We start from the raw sequence: 14,887 nt of genomic DNA on the forward strand, positions 1-14,887 counted from the left end.
CGCGGCCTTGTTCCGGCGCGGCTTTTTCTTTGCTGGCCTGCGGCAGCCGGTGTCGTGTTGAACCGCATGGCAGTACGACGTGCCTACGATACGGTTCGGCTACCCCGTCCTGTCAACAGGAAGGAATGGACGAGGCGAAGGAAGCCTCCCGTCTTGCGCATCACGGCACGAATGGCTTTCCCTGCCAGACGCGCCAGCACCGGAAGATTGGCGTCAGGAGAACAGGTTGCCACCCGAGAAGAACCAGATCCAGGTGATCGGCCGCGCCGCCGCCATCCTGCGCTGCCTGGAAAACCAGTCCCACGGCCTCAGTCTGGGCCAGATCGCCGCCAAGGTGGAACTCGCACGTTCCACGGTCCAGCGGATCGTGGCGGCGCTGGAGAGCGAGAAGCTGGTGGTGGCCGCGACACCCGGCGGGCGCGTGAGGCTCGGCCCCGCGCTGCTGCGGCTCGCGGCCTCGGTGGAGACCAACGTGGCCGCGCTCGCGCATCCCTTCATAGCGGAGCTCTCGGCTTCCCTTGGCGAAACCGTGGATTTCGCGGCGGTACGACGTGACCATCTTGTCTTCGTGGATCAGGTGATTGGGATGCAACGGCTACAGGCGGTCTCGGCCGTGGGGGAAACCTTCCCGCTCTACTGCACCGCCAACGGCAAGGCCTATTTGGCCACCCTTTCGGACGACGAGATCCTGGCGCTGATCGGTCGCAGCTACCCGCGCCGCACGCCAAGCACGCTCACCGCCGCCGAGCCGCTGCTCGACGAGGTCCGGGTGGTGCGGCAATCGGGCTTCGCCTTGGATAGGGAGGAGCACGTTCTTGGCATCTCCGCCGTAGGCGTGGCCCTGCGGGACATGATGGGCAACCCCGTGGCCATTTCCGTGCCGGTGCCGACGCAGCGGTTCCTGGGACGGGAGGAGGAGATCGCCGGGAGGCTGCTTGCGACAAAACGGGCGCTGGCCGAGCGCTTTGCCGATGAGAGCGCCTGAGAGAAACGCAGGGGGAAAAACCTCTTGCGGAGCCTGCCCGTATCCCGATACGGTCGGCCCACAAAGTAATACAGAAGGCTAGGATCAGGGGCCAAGCGCCCCGCCTGCCGAAGGGGAAACGCGCATGCCGGTGACCATCAAGGGCATCCAGTTCGAGGCGAATCTCGACAATTCCATGGGGTTGCAGTTCCACAACCTCTCGCATCGCTTCGGCTTTCAGTCGCCGAACTGGCCGTATTTTCAGGACGTGCAGATCGAGCGCATCCACTACATGGCGAAGTCGGGCGTGCTGAGCCAGCGCATCACGACCACCATGCACAACGGTACCCATATCGACGCACCCGCGCATGTCGTCTCCGGCACGCCCTTCATCGATGAGGTTCCGCTGCCGCACTTCTTCGGCACGGGCATTGTCGTCTCCATTCCCAAGAAGCGCTGGGAGATGATCACCTATGACGACCTCGAGGCTGCGGCCGGCAAGGTCGTGCGCCCCGGGGACGTGGTGATCGTCAACACCGGCTGGCACCACAAGTACGACGACAACGACGAGTACTTCGCCTACTGCCCGGGCTTCGTGCCCTCGGCCGGCGACTGGTTCGTTGAGAAGAAGGTGAAGGTGGTCGGCCACGACACCCAGGCCAACGACCACCCGCTGGCCACCGCCATTGGCCCGCACCGCAACGGCCCGCTGCTGCCCCACCTGGCGAAGGAATACCTGGAGTGGTCCGGCGGCCGTTCCTGGGATCAGGACCATCCGGAGTGGGAGCCGGTGCACCGCAAGCTCTTCACCAACGGCATCCTCGGCATCGAGAACGTGGGCGGCGACCTCGACGCCGTGACCGGCAAGCGCGTGACCTTCGCCTTCTTCCCCTGGAACTGGGACCGCGGCGACGGCTGCATCATCCGCCTGGTGGCCATCACCGATCCCACGCAGAACTATCGGATCGAGCCGGGCTCGTCCTTCTGATGCGCGTCAGGCGCTTCCAGGACGCGAAGCCCTACGAGGCGCCCAACCACTTCGACATGAAGGGGCTGCGCCTCCAGGGCTTCGAGGAGGGCGGTCCGGAGAAATTCTGGACGGGCCTCTCTCACTTCCTGCCGGGTGGCGGCGCAGGCCCTGACAGCTCGCCGCTGGAGAAGGTCTATGTCGTCGTCGCCGGCGAGGTGACGGTGCGCGCCGAGGGCGAGGAGGTCGTGCTCGGGCCGCTCGATTCCGTCTGTATCGGTGGTAACGTAGTGCGGGAGGTGGTGAACGCCTCCAACACCGTCGCGACGATGATTGTCATCATGCCCTATCCGGAGGGTGCTGCGTGAGCGACTTCCTCTCCAACCCGGCCTCGCTCTTCGACGTGCGCGGCAAGGTCGCGGTCATCACGGGTGCTTCCGGAGCCTTCGGGGCGCTGGCCGCGAAGGTGCTCGCCGGCGCGGGCGCGAAGATCATCACTGTCGCCGGCAGCAAGGATGCGCTGGACGAGGTGGTGGCCGAGTGCCGTGCGCTCGGCGCCGAGGCGGAGGGCGTGAACCGCCGCCCCTCATCCGAGGCGGAATGCGATGCTATCGTCACCGAGGCCGTGGCGCATTACGGGCGCGTCGATATTCTCGTCGTCGCTTCCGGCAAGAACGACGTGGCGAAGATTACGGAGATGGCGCCTGAGCGCTTCCTCGACGTGATGGACGCCAACGTCACCCAGTCCTGGCTGATGGCGCGCGCCGCGGGCAAGCGGATGCTGGAGCAAGGGGAGGGCGGCAAGGTCGTCCTCATGTCCTCCGCGCGCGGCAAGCTCGGGCATCCCGCTGGTTACTCCGCCTATTGCGCCTCCAAGTCGGCGGTCGATGGGCTCACGCGCGCGCTCGGCTGCGAGTGGGGCGAGACAGGCATCACGGTGAACGCCATCGCGCCCACCGTCTTCCGCTCCCCGCTCACCGCCTGGATGTTCGAGGATACGGACCGCGCCAAGACGGTGCGCGCCGGGTTCCTCTCGCGTGTTCCGAAGGGACGGCTGGGCGAGCCGGCCGACCTCGCGGGGCCGCTGCTCTTCCTCGCTTCCCGCGCCTCGGACTTCTACACCGGGCACGTGCTCTACGCCGATGGCGGGTACACTGCGGGATGATCGAGGGCTTCAACCGGATCGCGGTGATCGGCGCCGGGCTCATGGGCCACGGCATCGCGCAGGTCTTCGCCGGCGCGGGGCTGGCCGTCACGGTCTATGACCCCGCCCCCGCCGCCCGCGCCGCGCTGCTCGACCGCATCCGGGCGAACCTGCGCGATCTCGGCGAGGACGAGGCTGCCGCGGACCGCGTGACGCCGGTTTCGGATCTGGCGCAGGCAGTTCGCGAGGCCGACTTCGTGGTCGAGGCGGCGCTGGAGAACCTGCCGGTCAAGCAGGAACTCTTCGCCGCGATCGAAGCGGCCTGCCGCCCCGACGCCGTCCTCGCAAGCAACACCTCCGTCATCCCGATCACCGACATCATGGGCGGGCTCCGCGACCGCGCGCGGGCGCTGGGCACCCACTGGTGGAACCCGCCCTTCCTCGTCCCGCTCGTCGAGGTGATCGGCACCGAATGGACCTCGCCGGGGGTGATCTCGCGGACGATGGCGCTGCACAAGGCGCTTGGGAAGGTCCCCGTGCACGTGAAGCGTGACGTGCCGGGCTTCGTCGGGAACCGCCTGCAGCACGCGCTCTGGCGGGAGGCGATCTCGTTGATCGAGAACGGCATCTGCGACGCCGAGACGGTGGACCTCGTCGTCAAGAACAGCTTCGGCCGCCGCTCGGGCGTGCTGGGGCCGATCGAGAACGCGGACCTGGTGGGCACCGACCTGACGCTCGCCATCCATCAGAACGTGCTGGGGGCGATCGAGAGCCGCCCGGGCCCCTCGCCCCTGCTGGAGAAGCTCGTCGCGGAGGGCCGGCTGGGCATGAAGTCCGGCGAGGGCTTCCGCCGCTGGACTCCGGAGCAGCAGGCGGCGCTGCGCCGTGATATCGTCGTCGAGCTGAAGCGGGCGCGAAGCAACGACGCCCTGCGTGCCAAGGGAACGGACGGGAATGACGACCATGGAGACGGACGGGCAGGCGAATAGCGCCAAACTGACGCGCCGCGCCGCCGCGGCAGCGGCAATCGGCACCCTGGCGACACCCTCGGTGCTGCGCGCCCAGGGTGCCGGGCGCCCGATCAAGATCGGCTTCGTGAACCCGCGCACCGGGCCGCTGGCGGCCTTCGGGGAGGCGGACGCCTTCGTGCAGGAGGGACTCGCCCGCGCGCTCTCGGGCGGCATCCGCATCGCCGGCCGCACCCATCCCGTGCAGATCCTGGCGCGCGACAGCCAGTCGAGCCCGAGCCGCGCGGCCGAGGTCGCCTCCGAGCTCATCCTGCGCGACAAGGTGGATCTGATCACCGCCACCAGCGCGCCCGAGACGGTGAATCCCGTGGCCGACCAGGCCGAGGTGAACGAGGTTCCCTGCCTCACCACGAACTGCCCCTGGCAGCCCTATTTTTTCGGGCGACGCGGCGACCCCGCGAAGGGCTTCGACTGGACCTACCATTTCTTCTGGGGGCTGGAGGACGTGATCGCGGCCTTCACCGATCTCTGGTCCAAGACCGAGACGAACAAGGTCGTCGGCGCACTCTTCCCGAACGATGCCGACGGCAATGCCTGGGGCGACGCGCGGATGGGCATGCCGCCGGCACTGGCGCAGAAGGGATACCGGCTGATTGACACCGGGCGTTATCAGCCAGGCGCCAACGACTTCTCCGCGCAGATCTCCGCCTTCAAGGCGGCGGGCGTGCAGATCGTGACGGGTGTCATGCCGCCGCCGGACTTCGCCACCTTCTGGACCCAGGCCGGGCAGCAGGATTTCCGGCCGAAGATCGCGACCATCGGTAAGGCGCTGCTCTTCCCCTCCGCCGTCTCCTCCCTCGGCGATCGCGGGCTGGGGTTGACGACGGAGATCTGGTGGTCCCCGCACCACCCCTTCCGCTCCTCGCTGACGAACCAGACGGCGGAGGAGGTCTGCGCGGCCTATACTCAGTCCACCGGCAAGCTTTGGACCCAGCCGATCGGCTACCAGCACGCGCTGTTCGAGGTGGCGGTGGACGTGCTGAAGCGCACAACGGCGCTGGAGCCGGAGGCGATCATCCGCGCGATCCGCGCGACCGACCTGCGCACCATCGCGGGGCCGGTGAAGTGGGGATCGGGGCCGGTGAAGAACGTTGCCAAGACGCCGCTCGTCGCGGGGCAGTGGCGGCGGGCCGGAGGCAATTCGCTCGACCTCGTGGTGCTCGCGAATCCCGGCTCGGCCGAGATCCCGGTCGGCGGCACCCTTGACCCCCTCGGCTGAAACGGCGCCGATCCTTGAGCTGAAGGGCATCCGCAAGCGCTTCGGCGCGGTGGTGGTGGCCGACGGCATCGACCTCTCCGTGCGGGAGGGCGAGGCGCTCGGCATCCTCGGCCCCAACGGCGCCGGCAAGACCACGCTTTTCGGCATGGTCACCGGCACCGTCCGGCCCGATGCCGGCCGCGTGCTGTTCGAGGGGAGGGACGTCACCGCCCTCTCGCCAGCGCGCCGCTGCCGGCAGGGGATGGCACGGTCCTTCCAGGTGCCGCAGCCCTTCGCGGGGCTGACGGTCTTCGAGAACCTCGTCGCTGCCGCCTCCTTCGGGGCGGGGGAGGGGGAGCGCGCCACCTACGACCGCTGCGCCGATATCCTTGAGCGCTGCGGGCTGATGGCCCAGGCGAACGGGCGCGCCGGCGGGCTGCGGCTGCTGGACCGCAAGCGGCTGGAACTGGCGCGGGCGCTGGCCACCCGCCCGAAGCTGCTGCTGCTGGACGAGGTGGCGGGCGGGCTGACCGAGCAGGAATGCGCTGTTCTGGTTGATCTGGTGCGGGAGGTGCGCGCGGGCGGCGTCACCGTCGTCTGGATCGAGCACGTGCTGCACGCACTGGTGGCCGTCGCGAACCGCGTCGTGGTGCTGCATGGCGGCCGCCTGATCGCCGAGGGGCGGGCGGACGAAGTAGTCCGTATACCCGCCGTGGCCGAGGTCTACATGGGAATCCCCATGGATGCCTGAGGCGCCCCTTCTGGAACTGCGCGCGCTCGACGCCTTCTACGGCGACTTCCAGGCGCTGTTCGGCATCTCCATGGCGGTCGCGCCGGGCCAGGTCGCGGCCGTGATCGGCGCCAACGGCGCAGGCAAGAGCACGCTGCTGAAGACGATCGCCGGACTGATCGCGGCCCCGAGCCGGGATGCGGTGGTCTTCGGTGGGGAACCCATCGGCGGGTTGCCGGCGCATGGCGTGGTCGGCCGAGGGATCGCGCTGGTGCCCGAGGGACGGCGCCTCTTCTCCTCCCTCAGCGTGGAGGAGAACCTGCTGATCGGCGGGCGCACGCGCCGCCCTGGCCCCTGGTCACTGGAAGCGGTCTACGGCTTCTTCCCCGTGCTGGCGGAACGGCGGCACACGCCGGCGACGGCGCTCTCGGGTGGGCAGCAGCAGATGGTGGCGATCGGCCGCGCGCTGATGTCCAACCCGCGTTTGCTGCTCTGCGACGAGATCAGCCTTGGCCTCGCGCCCGTCATCGTGCGCGACATCTATGCCCGCTTGCCCGCTCTGGCGGCGCAGGGCACTGCGATGGTGATCGTGGAGCAGGACGTATCCCAGGCGCTGGCCGCGGCGGATCACGTGTTCTGCCTCCGGGAGGGAAGGGTGGTGCTGGAGGACACGGCACGCGCCCTGACGCGAGAGGCGGTCGCGGCCGCCTATTTCGGGGTCTGACTCGGGATGGAATGGATCAACGCGATCGTCCAGGGCGTGCTGCTGGGGGGCCTCTACGGCCTCTTCGCGGCCGGGCTGTCGCTCATCTTTGGTGTCATGCGGCTGGTGAACATCGCCCATGGCGACCTCATCGTGCTGGCCGCTTACCTGGCGCTGGTGGTCACGCAGGCGCTCGGCATCGGGCCGCTGCCCTCCCTCTTGCTGGTGGTGCCGCTGATGGCCGTTATCGGCTACGGCTTGCAGCGATTGCTGCTCAACCGGGCGCTCGGGGACGACCTGCTGCCGCCGCTGCTCGTCACCTTCGGGCTCTCCGTCATCATCCAGAACGGGCTGCTGGAGGTCTTCTCCGCCGATAGCCGGCGCCTGCAGGCCGGGGCGATCGAGACGGCGGCCCTGCCGCTCGGCGGCGGGCTGGCGATTGGCGTGCTGCCGCTGCTGCAATTCGGTGTGGCTGTCGCGGCGATCGCGGGGTTGCAGCTTCTTTCCTGGCGCACACCGCTCGGCCGCGCCTTCCGCGCGACGGCGGACGATCCGGAGGTCGCGCGGCTGATGGGGCTCGACAACCGGCACGTCTTCGCGCTGGCCATGGCGCTGTCCCTCGCCGTGGTGGCGCTCGCGGGAGTGTTCCTGGCGGTACGCACCAACTTCGACCCGGCGATCGGCCCGGCACGCCTCATCTTCGGCTTCGAGGCGGTGATCATCGGAGGCCTGGGCAGCCTCTGGGGCACGCTGGCGGGCGGCGTGCTGCTCGGCGTCGCCCAGTCCATCGGGGCGCAGATCGACCCGGGCTGGCAGATCCTGGCGGGGCACCTCCTTTTCCTCCTCGTGCTCGCCGTCCGGCCCGAGGGGCTTTTCCCGAGGCTGCGCGGATGAGCGCCATCCACGTCGCCCACGGCACGCGCGCGAGCCGGATCGGGCTGCCGCTCTTCCTCGTGCTGCTGGCCGTCCTGGCCGCCGCGCCTTGGTGGACGGACCGCCAGGGCATGCGGTTGCTGGGCGAGATCTACGCCTATGCGGCGCTGGCCAGCCTGTGGAACCTGCTCGCGGGCTATGCGGGGCTGGTGACGGTGGGGCAGCAGGCCTTCGTGGGGCTTGGGGCCTATGCTCTTTTCTCGCTCTCGCTGCTGCTGGGGCTGAACCCGCTCTGGGGCATTCCGGCTGCGGGGTTGGTCGCCGCCCTGGCCGCGGTGCCCGTAGCCGCGCTGACTTTCCGGCTGCGCGGCGCCTATTTCGCCATCGGCACCTGGGTGGTGGCGGAGGTGTTCCGGCTGTTTGCCGCGCAGTTCACCGCGCTGGGCGGCGGCTCCGGCACCAGCCTGCCGGCCTCGGTCGTCGCTTCCATCGCCAGCGGGCGGGCGGCGCGGGAGCAGCTGCTCTACTGGCTGGCGCTCGGGCTTGCCGTCCTGGTGCTCCTCGCGATCCTGCTGCTACTTCGCTCGCGCCACGGGCTGGCACTCGCCGCCATCCGGGACAATGAGGTGGCCGCGCGCTCCTGCGGGATCGAGGTGGACCGGACGCGGCTGGTGGTCTTCGTCCTGGCCTCCGCGTGCGCCGCGATGGTGGGGGCGCTGATCTTCCTCCAGAAGCTTCGCATTTCGCCGGACGCCGCTTTCAGCGTGAACGATTGGACGGCACTGGTGATCTTCATCGCCGTCATCGGCGGCATCGGGCGCGTGGAGGGGCCGCTGATCGGCACCGCCATCTTCTTTCTCCTGCGCGAGACGCTGTCCCAGCTCGGCAGCCTCTACCTCATGGTGCTCGGGGCGGTCGCGATCGCTGTCATGCTCTTCGCGCCGCGCGGCCTCTGGGGCGTGCTGGCGGACCGGCTGGGCTGGCAGGTCTTCCCGCTGGCGCGGCGGCTGGAAGCGCGCCCTCCCATGCTATCCACATCCTCTTTGAGAGAACCGTCATGAGCAGCCTTCGCAACAAGGTCATCATCACCTGTGCGGTCACGGGCGGCATCCACACGCCCACCATGTCCGACGCCCTGCCCATCACACCCAACGAGATCACCGAGCAGGCGGTGGCGGCGGCCGAGGCGGGCGCCTCCATCCTCCACCTGCACGCGCGCGACCCTGAGACCGGCAAGCCCACGCCGGACCCGGACGTGTTCATGCAGTTCCTGCCGCGCATCAAGCAGGCCACAGGGGCGGTGCTGAACGTCACCACCGGCGGCGGGCTGAACATGACGGTGGAAGACCGGCTGGCCGCGCCGCTTCGCGCGAAGCCCGAGATGTGCTCGCTCAACATGGGATCGATGAACTTCGCGATCTTCGGCCTGGCGGACCGCTACAAGACCTGGAAGCACGACTGGGAGGAGCCCTACCTGCGGGGCACCGACGACTTCATCTTCCGCAATACCTTCCGCGACATCGAGCGCATCCTCCAGCTGCTCGGCAAGGACCACGGCACGCGCTTCGAGCACGAGTGCTACGATGTCGGGCACCTCTACAACCTGGCCCACTTCGTGGACCGCAAGCTGATCGAGCCGCCCTTCTTCGTGCAGACGATCTTCGGCATCCTCGGCGGCATCGGCAGCGATTGGGACAATGTGCTCTTCATGAAGCGCACAGCGGACCGGCTCTTCGGCACGGACTATGTCTGGTCGGTGCTGGCCGCCGGGCGCCAGCAGATGCCGATCTGCACCCAGGCCGCGATGATGGGCGGCAACGTGCGCGTGGGGCTGGAGGACAGCCTCTATATCGGCCGCGGCAAGCTGGCCTCCTCCAACGCGGAGCAGGTGGCGAAGATCCGTCGCATCATCGAGGAGCTGGGCCTCGAGGTCGCAACCCCCGATGAAGCGCGCCAAGCCCTCGCACTGAAGGGGGCCGACCTTGTCGGGTTCTGAGCCGACCACCGAGACGCTGCGCTACGCGAGTGGCGATCTCGCCTGCGCGGGCACGCTCGTTATCGGCCCGCGAGCAGACCGGAGCAGCCCGCTGCTGCTGGTCTCGCCGAACTGGCTGGGCACTACGCCCGAGGCCGCTTCCCGTGCCGCCCGCATCGCGGGCGAGCGGGGCGTCGCGCTCGTCGCCGACATGTATGGCGGCGGCCGCACCGCCACGGGACCGGAGGACGCGGGGCCGCTGGCCGAAGCGCTGCGCCGCAACCCCACCGAGCGGCGCCGGCGGATCACGGCCGCACTCGACGCGCTAACTGCCGAGGCAGCACGGCGCGGCTTGGGCGACTCTGCGAAGCGCGCCGCCATCGGTTTCTGCTTCGGCGGCGGAAACGTGTTGGAACTGGCCCGGACCAGCGCCGAGATCAGGGCCGCAATCTCTCTGCACGGCGACCTCACCAGCCCGATGCCGGCCGCACCGGGCACGCTACGCGCGGCGCTGCTCGTCCTGCACGGCTCGCGCGATCCGGTCGCGCCGAAGGCGGAGCGCGACGCCTTCGAGGCAGAGATGGACGCGGCCGGCGCGAACTGGCGGATGATGACCTTCGGCGGTCTCGTCCACTCCTTCTGCGAGGAGGACGCCACGGTGCCGGGAATCGCCGAGTACAACGACGCGGCGGCGCGGGCGAGCTACCGAATGGTCGACGACTTCCTGGCTGAAGCCTTCGCGGCCTAGCGCGTGGCGGGTGCCGCTCCGGCACCTGTCTTTCCCCACCCAAGTGCGAATGAGGCACCCGTCATACGATCGTCGTTGACCGGGATGTGGGACACACATACCGTATCGTGGACAACGAAAAGAAGCGCGCCGGAAGGGCCGCGCCGAAACGGGAGAAGGTCGTCATGAACAAGCGCAGGCCGCTTCGCCGTTCGCTCCTGCTGCTGGCCGCCGGGCTGATGGGCGGCCTTGCCTCGATTGGGGGAGCGAAGGCTCAGGGAGCGGCCCAGCCGGTCGGCGCCTGGCCCAACCGTCCTGTGCGCGTCATCATCCCGCAACCGCCGGGCGGCGTGCTGGACATCCTCATCCGCGCGCTTGCCGAGCCGCTGCGCCAGCAGTTCGGCCAGCCCATCGTGGTGGACAACCGCCCCGGCGGAAACAACGTGGTCGGCCTTGAGGCCTGCGCGGGCGCGGCGCCGGACGGCTACGCGATCTGCGCCGTCTCAGCCGAGGTGCTCTCGACCTATCCGCTCGTGGAACCCGCACTCTACGCCCGCTACAGCTCGATCGTGCCGGTGACGCTCATCGCGCGGAACGCGGGCGTGCTGCTGGCTAATCCCGCCGTGCCCGCGAAGGATCTGCGCGAGTTCGTCACCTGGGCGCGCGGGCAGACGGGTCTGAACTACTCATCCTCGGGCCAGGGCTCGACACCGCATCTCCTCTGGGAATTCATTAGGCAGCACGACAGCCTGCGGATCGAGCACGTGCCCTATCGCGGCATCATCGAGGCCTTCAACGAGATGGCGGCAGGGCGCGTGCAGGTCTCCTACATCGCCCTCGGCTTCGCGCTGGAGCCGATCGCGACGGGCCGGGTGAAGCCGCTCGCGGTGCTTGGCAGCCGCCGTTCGCCCCGCCTGCCGGAGGTGCCCTCCCTCGGCGAGCTCGGCTACGAGTTCCCGTATGACGGTCCTTGGTGGGGCTTCGCCGCGCCCGCCGGCACGCCCGCATCGGTGATGGAGCGCATCGCGGGCGCGACGCGCGCTGCGCTGCAGGACGCAAACCTCCGTACCCGCCTGCTGGAGCCCCAGGCCTACGAGGCCGTCGGCAACACCCCCGCCGAGTTCGCCGCGATCATCGAGCAGGAGCGCACGCGCGGCGTGGCCATCGTGCGCGCCGCCGGCATCGAGGCCCGGTAGTCCCACGGCGCAGCTTGCTGCGCTCGCCCACGGCGCGGCTGTCCGCGCCGCACATCCTTCCCAGACGCCGGCCGTAGCCGGAATCGCCGTGACGGAGATGAAGTTTGATCAGCAAGATCGCGCTTGAGGAACACTTCATGACCCCGGGTATGGAGGGGTACTGGCGGGCGACGGTGGAGGACCTTCCGCCCGCGCTCTACAAGGATATCCACGGCCGCCTATCCGATTTCGGGGAGAGCCGCCTAGCCGCGATGGACGCCGCCGGCATCTCGCGTGCGGTTCTCTCCCTCGCCGGGCCAGGCGTGCAGGCGGAACCGGACACCGCGACCGCGATCCGCCGCGCGAAGGAGGCGAACGACGCGCTGGCGGCCGAGATCACGAAGCGCCCCGACCGTTATTCCGGCTTCGCGCACCTACCGATGCAGGACGGCCGCGCAGCGGCGGATGAGCTGGAGCGCAGCGTGCGCGAGCTCGGCCTCGTCGGCGGCATGGTGAACGGCCAGACCGACGCCACCTATCTCGACCACGACAAGTACGAGCCTTTCTGGGAGCGCGTGGCGGCGCTGGGCGTGCCGGTTTACATCCACCCGAACGACCCGCCCGCGCCCTATGGCGGCTGGGCCGATGCCAAGATCCTCTCCCGCGCCACCTGGGGCTGGACGGTGGAGACGGCGACGCACGCGCTGCGCCTCGTCTTCAACGGCGTCTTTGACCGGCATCCCAACGCCCGCGTCATCCTTGGCCATATGGGCGAGACGCTGCCCTTCCTGCTCTGGCGCCTCGACAGCCGTGCGAAGCTCTACAAGGCGGAGCGGCCGCTGAAGAGGGAGCCCTCGGCCTATATCCGCGAGAACATCCTCGTCACCACCTCGGGGCAGTGCGCGAAGGAGCCGCTGCTCTGCACCCTGGCCTCGCTCGGCGAGGACCGGGTGATGTTCGCGGTGGACTATCCTTTCGAGGCGGCGGAGATTGCCGGCCGCTTCCTCGACGAGGTGCCCGTCAGCGACGCGGTGCGTGAGGGGATCGCGAGCGGCAACGCAAAGCGCCTGCTTGGCCTGTAACGCGCGGAGGGGACGGCATGGGGCATTGGGGCATCGGCCGGCGCGTCGAGGACGAGGCGCTGCTGCGCGGCCTCGGCCGCTATTCCGATGACGAGATAGCCGAGTGCGCGGCCTGCGCCTTCTTCCTCCGCTCCCCCCATGCCCATGCCGCCATCAGCAGCATCGACGCGGACGTCGCGCGCGCGATGCCCGGCGTGCTCGCGGTGCTGACCGGCGAGGATCTCCTAGGCTTTGGAAGCGTCACCAGTCCCATGCCCGTGCGCGGCCGCGACGGCGTGCCGATCCGCCCCGTGCACCGTCCGGCGCTGGCAACAGGCCGCGTGCTGCATCTCGGCGAGCCCGTCGCGCTTGTTGTGGCCGAGACGGCCGCCCAGGCGCAGGACGCGGCGGAGGCGGTGGTGGTGGATTACGATCCGCTCCCCGCCGTGACCGATGCCGCCGCCGCGCTCACCCCTGGGGCGCCGGTGCTCTGGCCTGACGAAGCACCGGGGAACCTCGCGCTTGATTGGGTGGGCCCGCCCGATCCGGACGGGACGAAGGCCGCGGCCGTCGAGGCTGCCTTTGCCCGCGCGGCGCTCGTCGCGCGTGTCGAGGTGCCGATCGGGCGGCTGGTCGTCGCCTCCCTGGAGCCGCGCGCCGCGACCGCCCTGCACGACCCCGGTACGGGGCGATACACGCTCGTCACCGGTTCCCAGGGCGCCGCGGGAATGCGCCAGGGTGTTGCGGCCTCCATGGGCATTCCCGAGGCAGGGCTGCGCGTGGTCAGCCACGATGTCGGCGGCGCCTTCGGCATGAAATCGGGCAACTACCCGGAATACCCCGCCCTGCTGCGCGCGGCGGAGCGCCTGGGGCGACCAGTGCGCTGGGTCTCCACGCGTTCCGAGGCCTTTCTGACCGACAACCAGGGCCGCGGCAGCGACTGGATGGCCGAGCTGGCGCTGGACGCCGAGGGCCGCTTCCTCGCGCTGCGCGTGGAGGGCCTGGCGGATCTCGGCGCCTATCTCACCCAGGCCGCGGCCTTCGTGCCGACGGGCCTGGTGATGATGTGCCTGCCGGGCATGTACGACATTCCTCACATCGCCCTGCGCACGCGCTGCGCCTTCACCAACACCGTGCCCACGGGCCCCTATCGCGGCGCGGGGCGGCCGGAAATCAACCTGTTGCTGGAACGCGCGGTGGAGGAGGCAGCCCGGCTGCGCGGTGAGAGCAGCGCGGCGCTGCGCCGCCGCAACCTCATCCCGCCCGCGCGCATGCCCTATGCCACGGCGGTGGGCACCACCTATGACAGCGGCGACTTCCCTGCGATCCTCGATGCCGCGCTGAGGTCTGCGGACTACGAGGGCTTCCCGGTCCGCCGCGCGGAGGCCGCCGCGCGCGGGCGGCTGCGCGGCATCGGCTTCGCCTGCTTCCTGGAGAATGCCGGCGTGATGCCGGAGGAGCCGGCGCGCATCGCTTTCACTGCGGGCGGAGAGGTGCATGTCAGCATCAATTCCGTCTCCAGCGGGCAAGGACACCAAACCGTGTTCGGTGACCTCGTGGCAGAGCGGCTGGGCGTGTCGCGGGATGCCGTGCGCGTCACCAAGGGCGACAGTGATCGCGACGTGCCCGGCTTCGGCGCCGTCGCCTCGCGCTCCGCCATGACGGTGGGCGGCGCCATCGCCAACACGGCCGACGAGGTGCTGCGCAAGGCCCGTCCCATCGCCGCACTGCTGCTGCAGGCGAGGGAAGAGGATGTGACTTATGCGGAGGGCCGTTTCTCCGTGGGTGCCGCGGGCGGCGTCGGCCTGATCGAGGTCGCAGCACGCGCGGCAGAGCTGGGCACGCCACTCGACACCACGGGCAAGGTCATGGCCCCCACCACCTTCCCCAATGGCTGCCATGTGGCCGAGGTGGAGATCGACCCCGAGACCGGCGCAGCGCAGGTCGTCTCCTACCTCGCCGCGGATGATTGCGGGCGGGTGCTGAACGCCATGGTGGTGGAGGGGCAGATCATGGGCGGCGTCGCCCAGGGGCTCGGCCAAGCGTTGACGGAGCGCGTGGCGATGGATGCCGATGGGCAGCTCATTTCCGGTTCCTTCATGGACTACGCCCTGCCGCGTGCCGAGGACGTGCCACCGATCCGCGGGCTGCACATCGAGGTGCCCGCGACGACCAACCCGCTAGGCGTGAAGGGGACCGGCGAAGCCGGGACCACCGCGGCGCCGCCGGCCATCCTCGGCGCCATTGCCAACGCCATGCCGCCCGAGGCCGCCGCCCGTCTGGTGCTGCCCGCTACCCCCGAGCGCGTCTGGCAGGCCCTGCGCGCCGCCGGCTGAGGAACA

At 69.7% G+C, this 14,887-nt stretch carries 15 protein-coding genes; all 15 read left to right on the forward strand.

Features of this window, described 5'->3' with window-relative positions; translation table 11 throughout:
• Positions 1-226: 226 nt before the first annotated feature.
• The 15 genes from D9599_RS09355 to D9599_RS09425 all read left to right on the forward strand — a co-directional run bounded on the left by D9599_RS09355 (position 227) and on the right by D9599_RS09425 (position 14,881).
• Entirely contained in the window at positions 227-985 is a 759-nt protein-coding gene (locus D9599_RS09355) for an IclR family transcriptional regulator (protein ID WP_198380960.1), read from the forward strand.
• Between the two features lie 124 nt (positions 986-1,109).
• On the forward strand, positions 1,110-1,952 hold the full coding sequence (locus D9599_RS09360; RefSeq protein ID WP_198380961.1) for a cyclase family protein: 843 nt from the start codon (positions 1,110-1,112) through the stop codon (positions 1,950-1,952).
• Positions 1,952-2,299, forward strand: coding sequence for a cupin domain-containing protein (locus D9599_RS09365; RefSeq protein ID WP_198380962.1), 348 nt, complete (start codon positions 1,952-1,954; stop codon positions 2,297-2,299). The genes D9599_RS09360 and D9599_RS09365 overlap by 1 nt, the downstream gene beginning before the upstream one ends.
• Positions 2,296-3,096, forward strand: a complete 801-nt coding sequence (locus D9599_RS09370) for an SDR family oxidoreductase (protein WP_198380963.1) — start codon at positions 2,296-2,298, stop codon at positions 3,094-3,096. The genes D9599_RS09365 and D9599_RS09370 overlap by 4 nt, the downstream gene beginning before the upstream one ends.
• Positions 3,093-4,064, forward strand: a complete 972-nt coding sequence (locus D9599_RS09375) for a 3-hydroxyacyl-CoA dehydrogenase family protein (RefSeq protein ID WP_198380964.1) — start codon at positions 3,093-3,095, stop codon at positions 4,062-4,064. The genes D9599_RS09370 and D9599_RS09375 overlap by 4 nt, the downstream gene beginning before the upstream one ends.
• On the forward strand, positions 4,030-5,322 hold the full coding sequence (locus tag D9599_RS09380; protein ID WP_198380965.1) for an ABC transporter substrate-binding protein: 1,293 nt from the start codon (positions 4,030-4,032) through the stop codon (positions 5,320-5,322). The genes D9599_RS09375 and D9599_RS09380 overlap by 35 nt, the downstream gene beginning before the upstream one ends.
• Entirely contained in the window at positions 5,306-6,052 is a 747-nt protein-coding gene (locus tag D9599_RS09385; RefSeq protein WP_198380966.1) for an ABC transporter ATP-binding protein, read from the forward strand. The genes D9599_RS09380 and D9599_RS09385 overlap by 17 nt, the downstream gene beginning before the upstream one ends.
• Entirely contained in the window at positions 6,045-6,755 is a 711-nt protein-coding gene (locus tag D9599_RS09390) for an ABC transporter ATP-binding protein (protein WP_198380967.1), read from the forward strand. The genes D9599_RS09385 and D9599_RS09390 overlap by 8 nt, the downstream gene beginning before the upstream one ends.
• A 6-nt stretch (positions 6,756-6,761) precedes the next feature.
• On the forward strand, positions 6,762-7,628 hold the full coding sequence (locus D9599_RS09395; RefSeq protein WP_198380968.1) for a branched-chain amino acid ABC transporter permease: 867 nt from the start codon (positions 6,762-6,764) through the stop codon (positions 7,626-7,628).
• The gene (locus D9599_RS09400) at positions 7,625-8,668 is read left to right on the forward strand and encodes a branched-chain amino acid ABC transporter permease (RefSeq protein WP_198380969.1); all 1,044 of its coding nucleotides are present in this window, start codon (positions 7,625-7,627) and stop codon (positions 8,666-8,668) included. Before D9599_RS09395 ends, D9599_RS09400 begins: the two co-directional genes overlap by 4 nt.
• Entirely contained in the window at positions 8,665-9,603 is a 939-nt protein-coding gene (locus D9599_RS09405; protein ID WP_198380970.1) for a 3-keto-5-aminohexanoate cleavage protein, read from the forward strand. The genes D9599_RS09400 and D9599_RS09405 overlap by 4 nt, the downstream gene beginning before the upstream one ends.
• Positions 9,590-10,330, forward strand: a complete 741-nt coding sequence (locus D9599_RS09410) for a dienelactone hydrolase family protein (protein WP_198380971.1) — start codon at positions 9,590-9,592, stop codon at positions 10,328-10,330. Before D9599_RS09405 ends, D9599_RS09410 begins: the two co-directional genes overlap by 14 nt.
• Positions 10,331-10,494: 164 nt before the next feature.
• Positions 10,495-11,505 (forward strand): tripartite tricarboxylate transporter substrate binding protein, encoded by a 1,011-nt coding sequence (locus tag D9599_RS09415; protein ID WP_198380972.1) that lies wholly within the window; start codon positions 10,495-10,497, stop codon positions 11,503-11,505.
• 137 nt (positions 11,506-11,642) lie between these two features.
• The gene (locus tag D9599_RS09420) at positions 11,643-12,566 is read left to right on the forward strand and encodes an amidohydrolase family protein (RefSeq protein WP_198380973.1); all 924 of its coding nucleotides are present in this window, start codon (positions 11,643-11,645) and stop codon (positions 12,564-12,566) included.
• 17 nt (positions 12,567-12,583) lie between these two features.
• Complete coding sequence (locus tag D9599_RS09425; RefSeq protein ID WP_198380974.1) at positions 12,584-14,881, forward strand: xanthine dehydrogenase family protein molybdopterin-binding subunit; 2,298 nt, start codon at positions 12,584-12,586, stop codon at positions 14,879-14,881.
• Positions 14,882-14,887: the final 6 nt, after the last annotated feature.

The sequence above is a fragment of the Roseomonas sp. KE2513 genome (assembly GCF_016107305.1).
Classification (GTDB): domain Bacteria; phylum Pseudomonadota; class Alphaproteobacteria; order Acetobacterales; family Acetobacteraceae; genus Roseomonas.

Excerpts from the sequence above, each read along its gene's own strand:
- D9599_RS09360 (WP_198380961.1), top strand. The coding sequence starts at position 1,110 with ATGCCGGTGACCATCAAGGGCATCCAGTTCGAGGCGAATCTCGACAAT.
- D9599_RS09365 (WP_198380962.1), top strand. The coding sequence starts at position 1,952 with ATGCGCGTCAGGCGCTTCCAGGACGCGAAGCCCTACGAGGCGCCCAAC.
- D9599_RS09375 (WP_198380964.1), top strand. The coding sequence starts at position 3,093 with ATGATCGAGGGCTTCAACCGGATCGCGGTGATCGGCGCCGGGCTCATG.
- D9599_RS09380 (WP_198380965.1), top strand. The coding sequence starts at position 4,030 with ATGACGACCATGGAGACGGACGGGCAGGCGAATAGCGCCAAACTGACG.
- D9599_RS09390 (WP_198380967.1), top strand. The coding sequence starts at position 6,045 with ATGCCTGAGGCGCCCCTTCTGGAACTGCGCGCGCTCGACGCCTTCTAC.
- D9599_RS09395 (WP_198380968.1), top strand. The coding sequence starts at position 6,762 with ATGGAATGGATCAACGCGATCGTCCAGGGCGTGCTGCTGGGGGGCCTC.
- D9599_RS09400 (WP_198380969.1), top strand. The coding sequence starts at position 7,625 with ATGAGCGCCATCCACGTCGCCCACGGCACGCGCGCGAGCCGGATCGGG.
- D9599_RS09405 (WP_198380970.1), top strand. The coding sequence starts at position 8,665 with ATGAGCAGCCTTCGCAACAAGGTCATCATCACCTGTGCGGTCACGGGC.
- D9599_RS09415 (WP_198380972.1), top strand. The coding sequence starts at position 10,495 with ATGAACAAGCGCAGGCCGCTTCGCCGTTCGCTCCTGCTGCTGGCCGCC.
- D9599_RS09420 (WP_198380973.1), top strand. The coding sequence starts at position 11,643 with ATGACCCCGGGTATGGAGGGGTACTGGCGGGCGACGGTGGAGGACCTT.
- D9599_RS09425 (WP_198380974.1), top strand. The coding sequence starts at position 12,584 with ATGGGGCATTGGGGCATCGGCCGGCGCGTCGAGGACGAGGCGCTGCTG.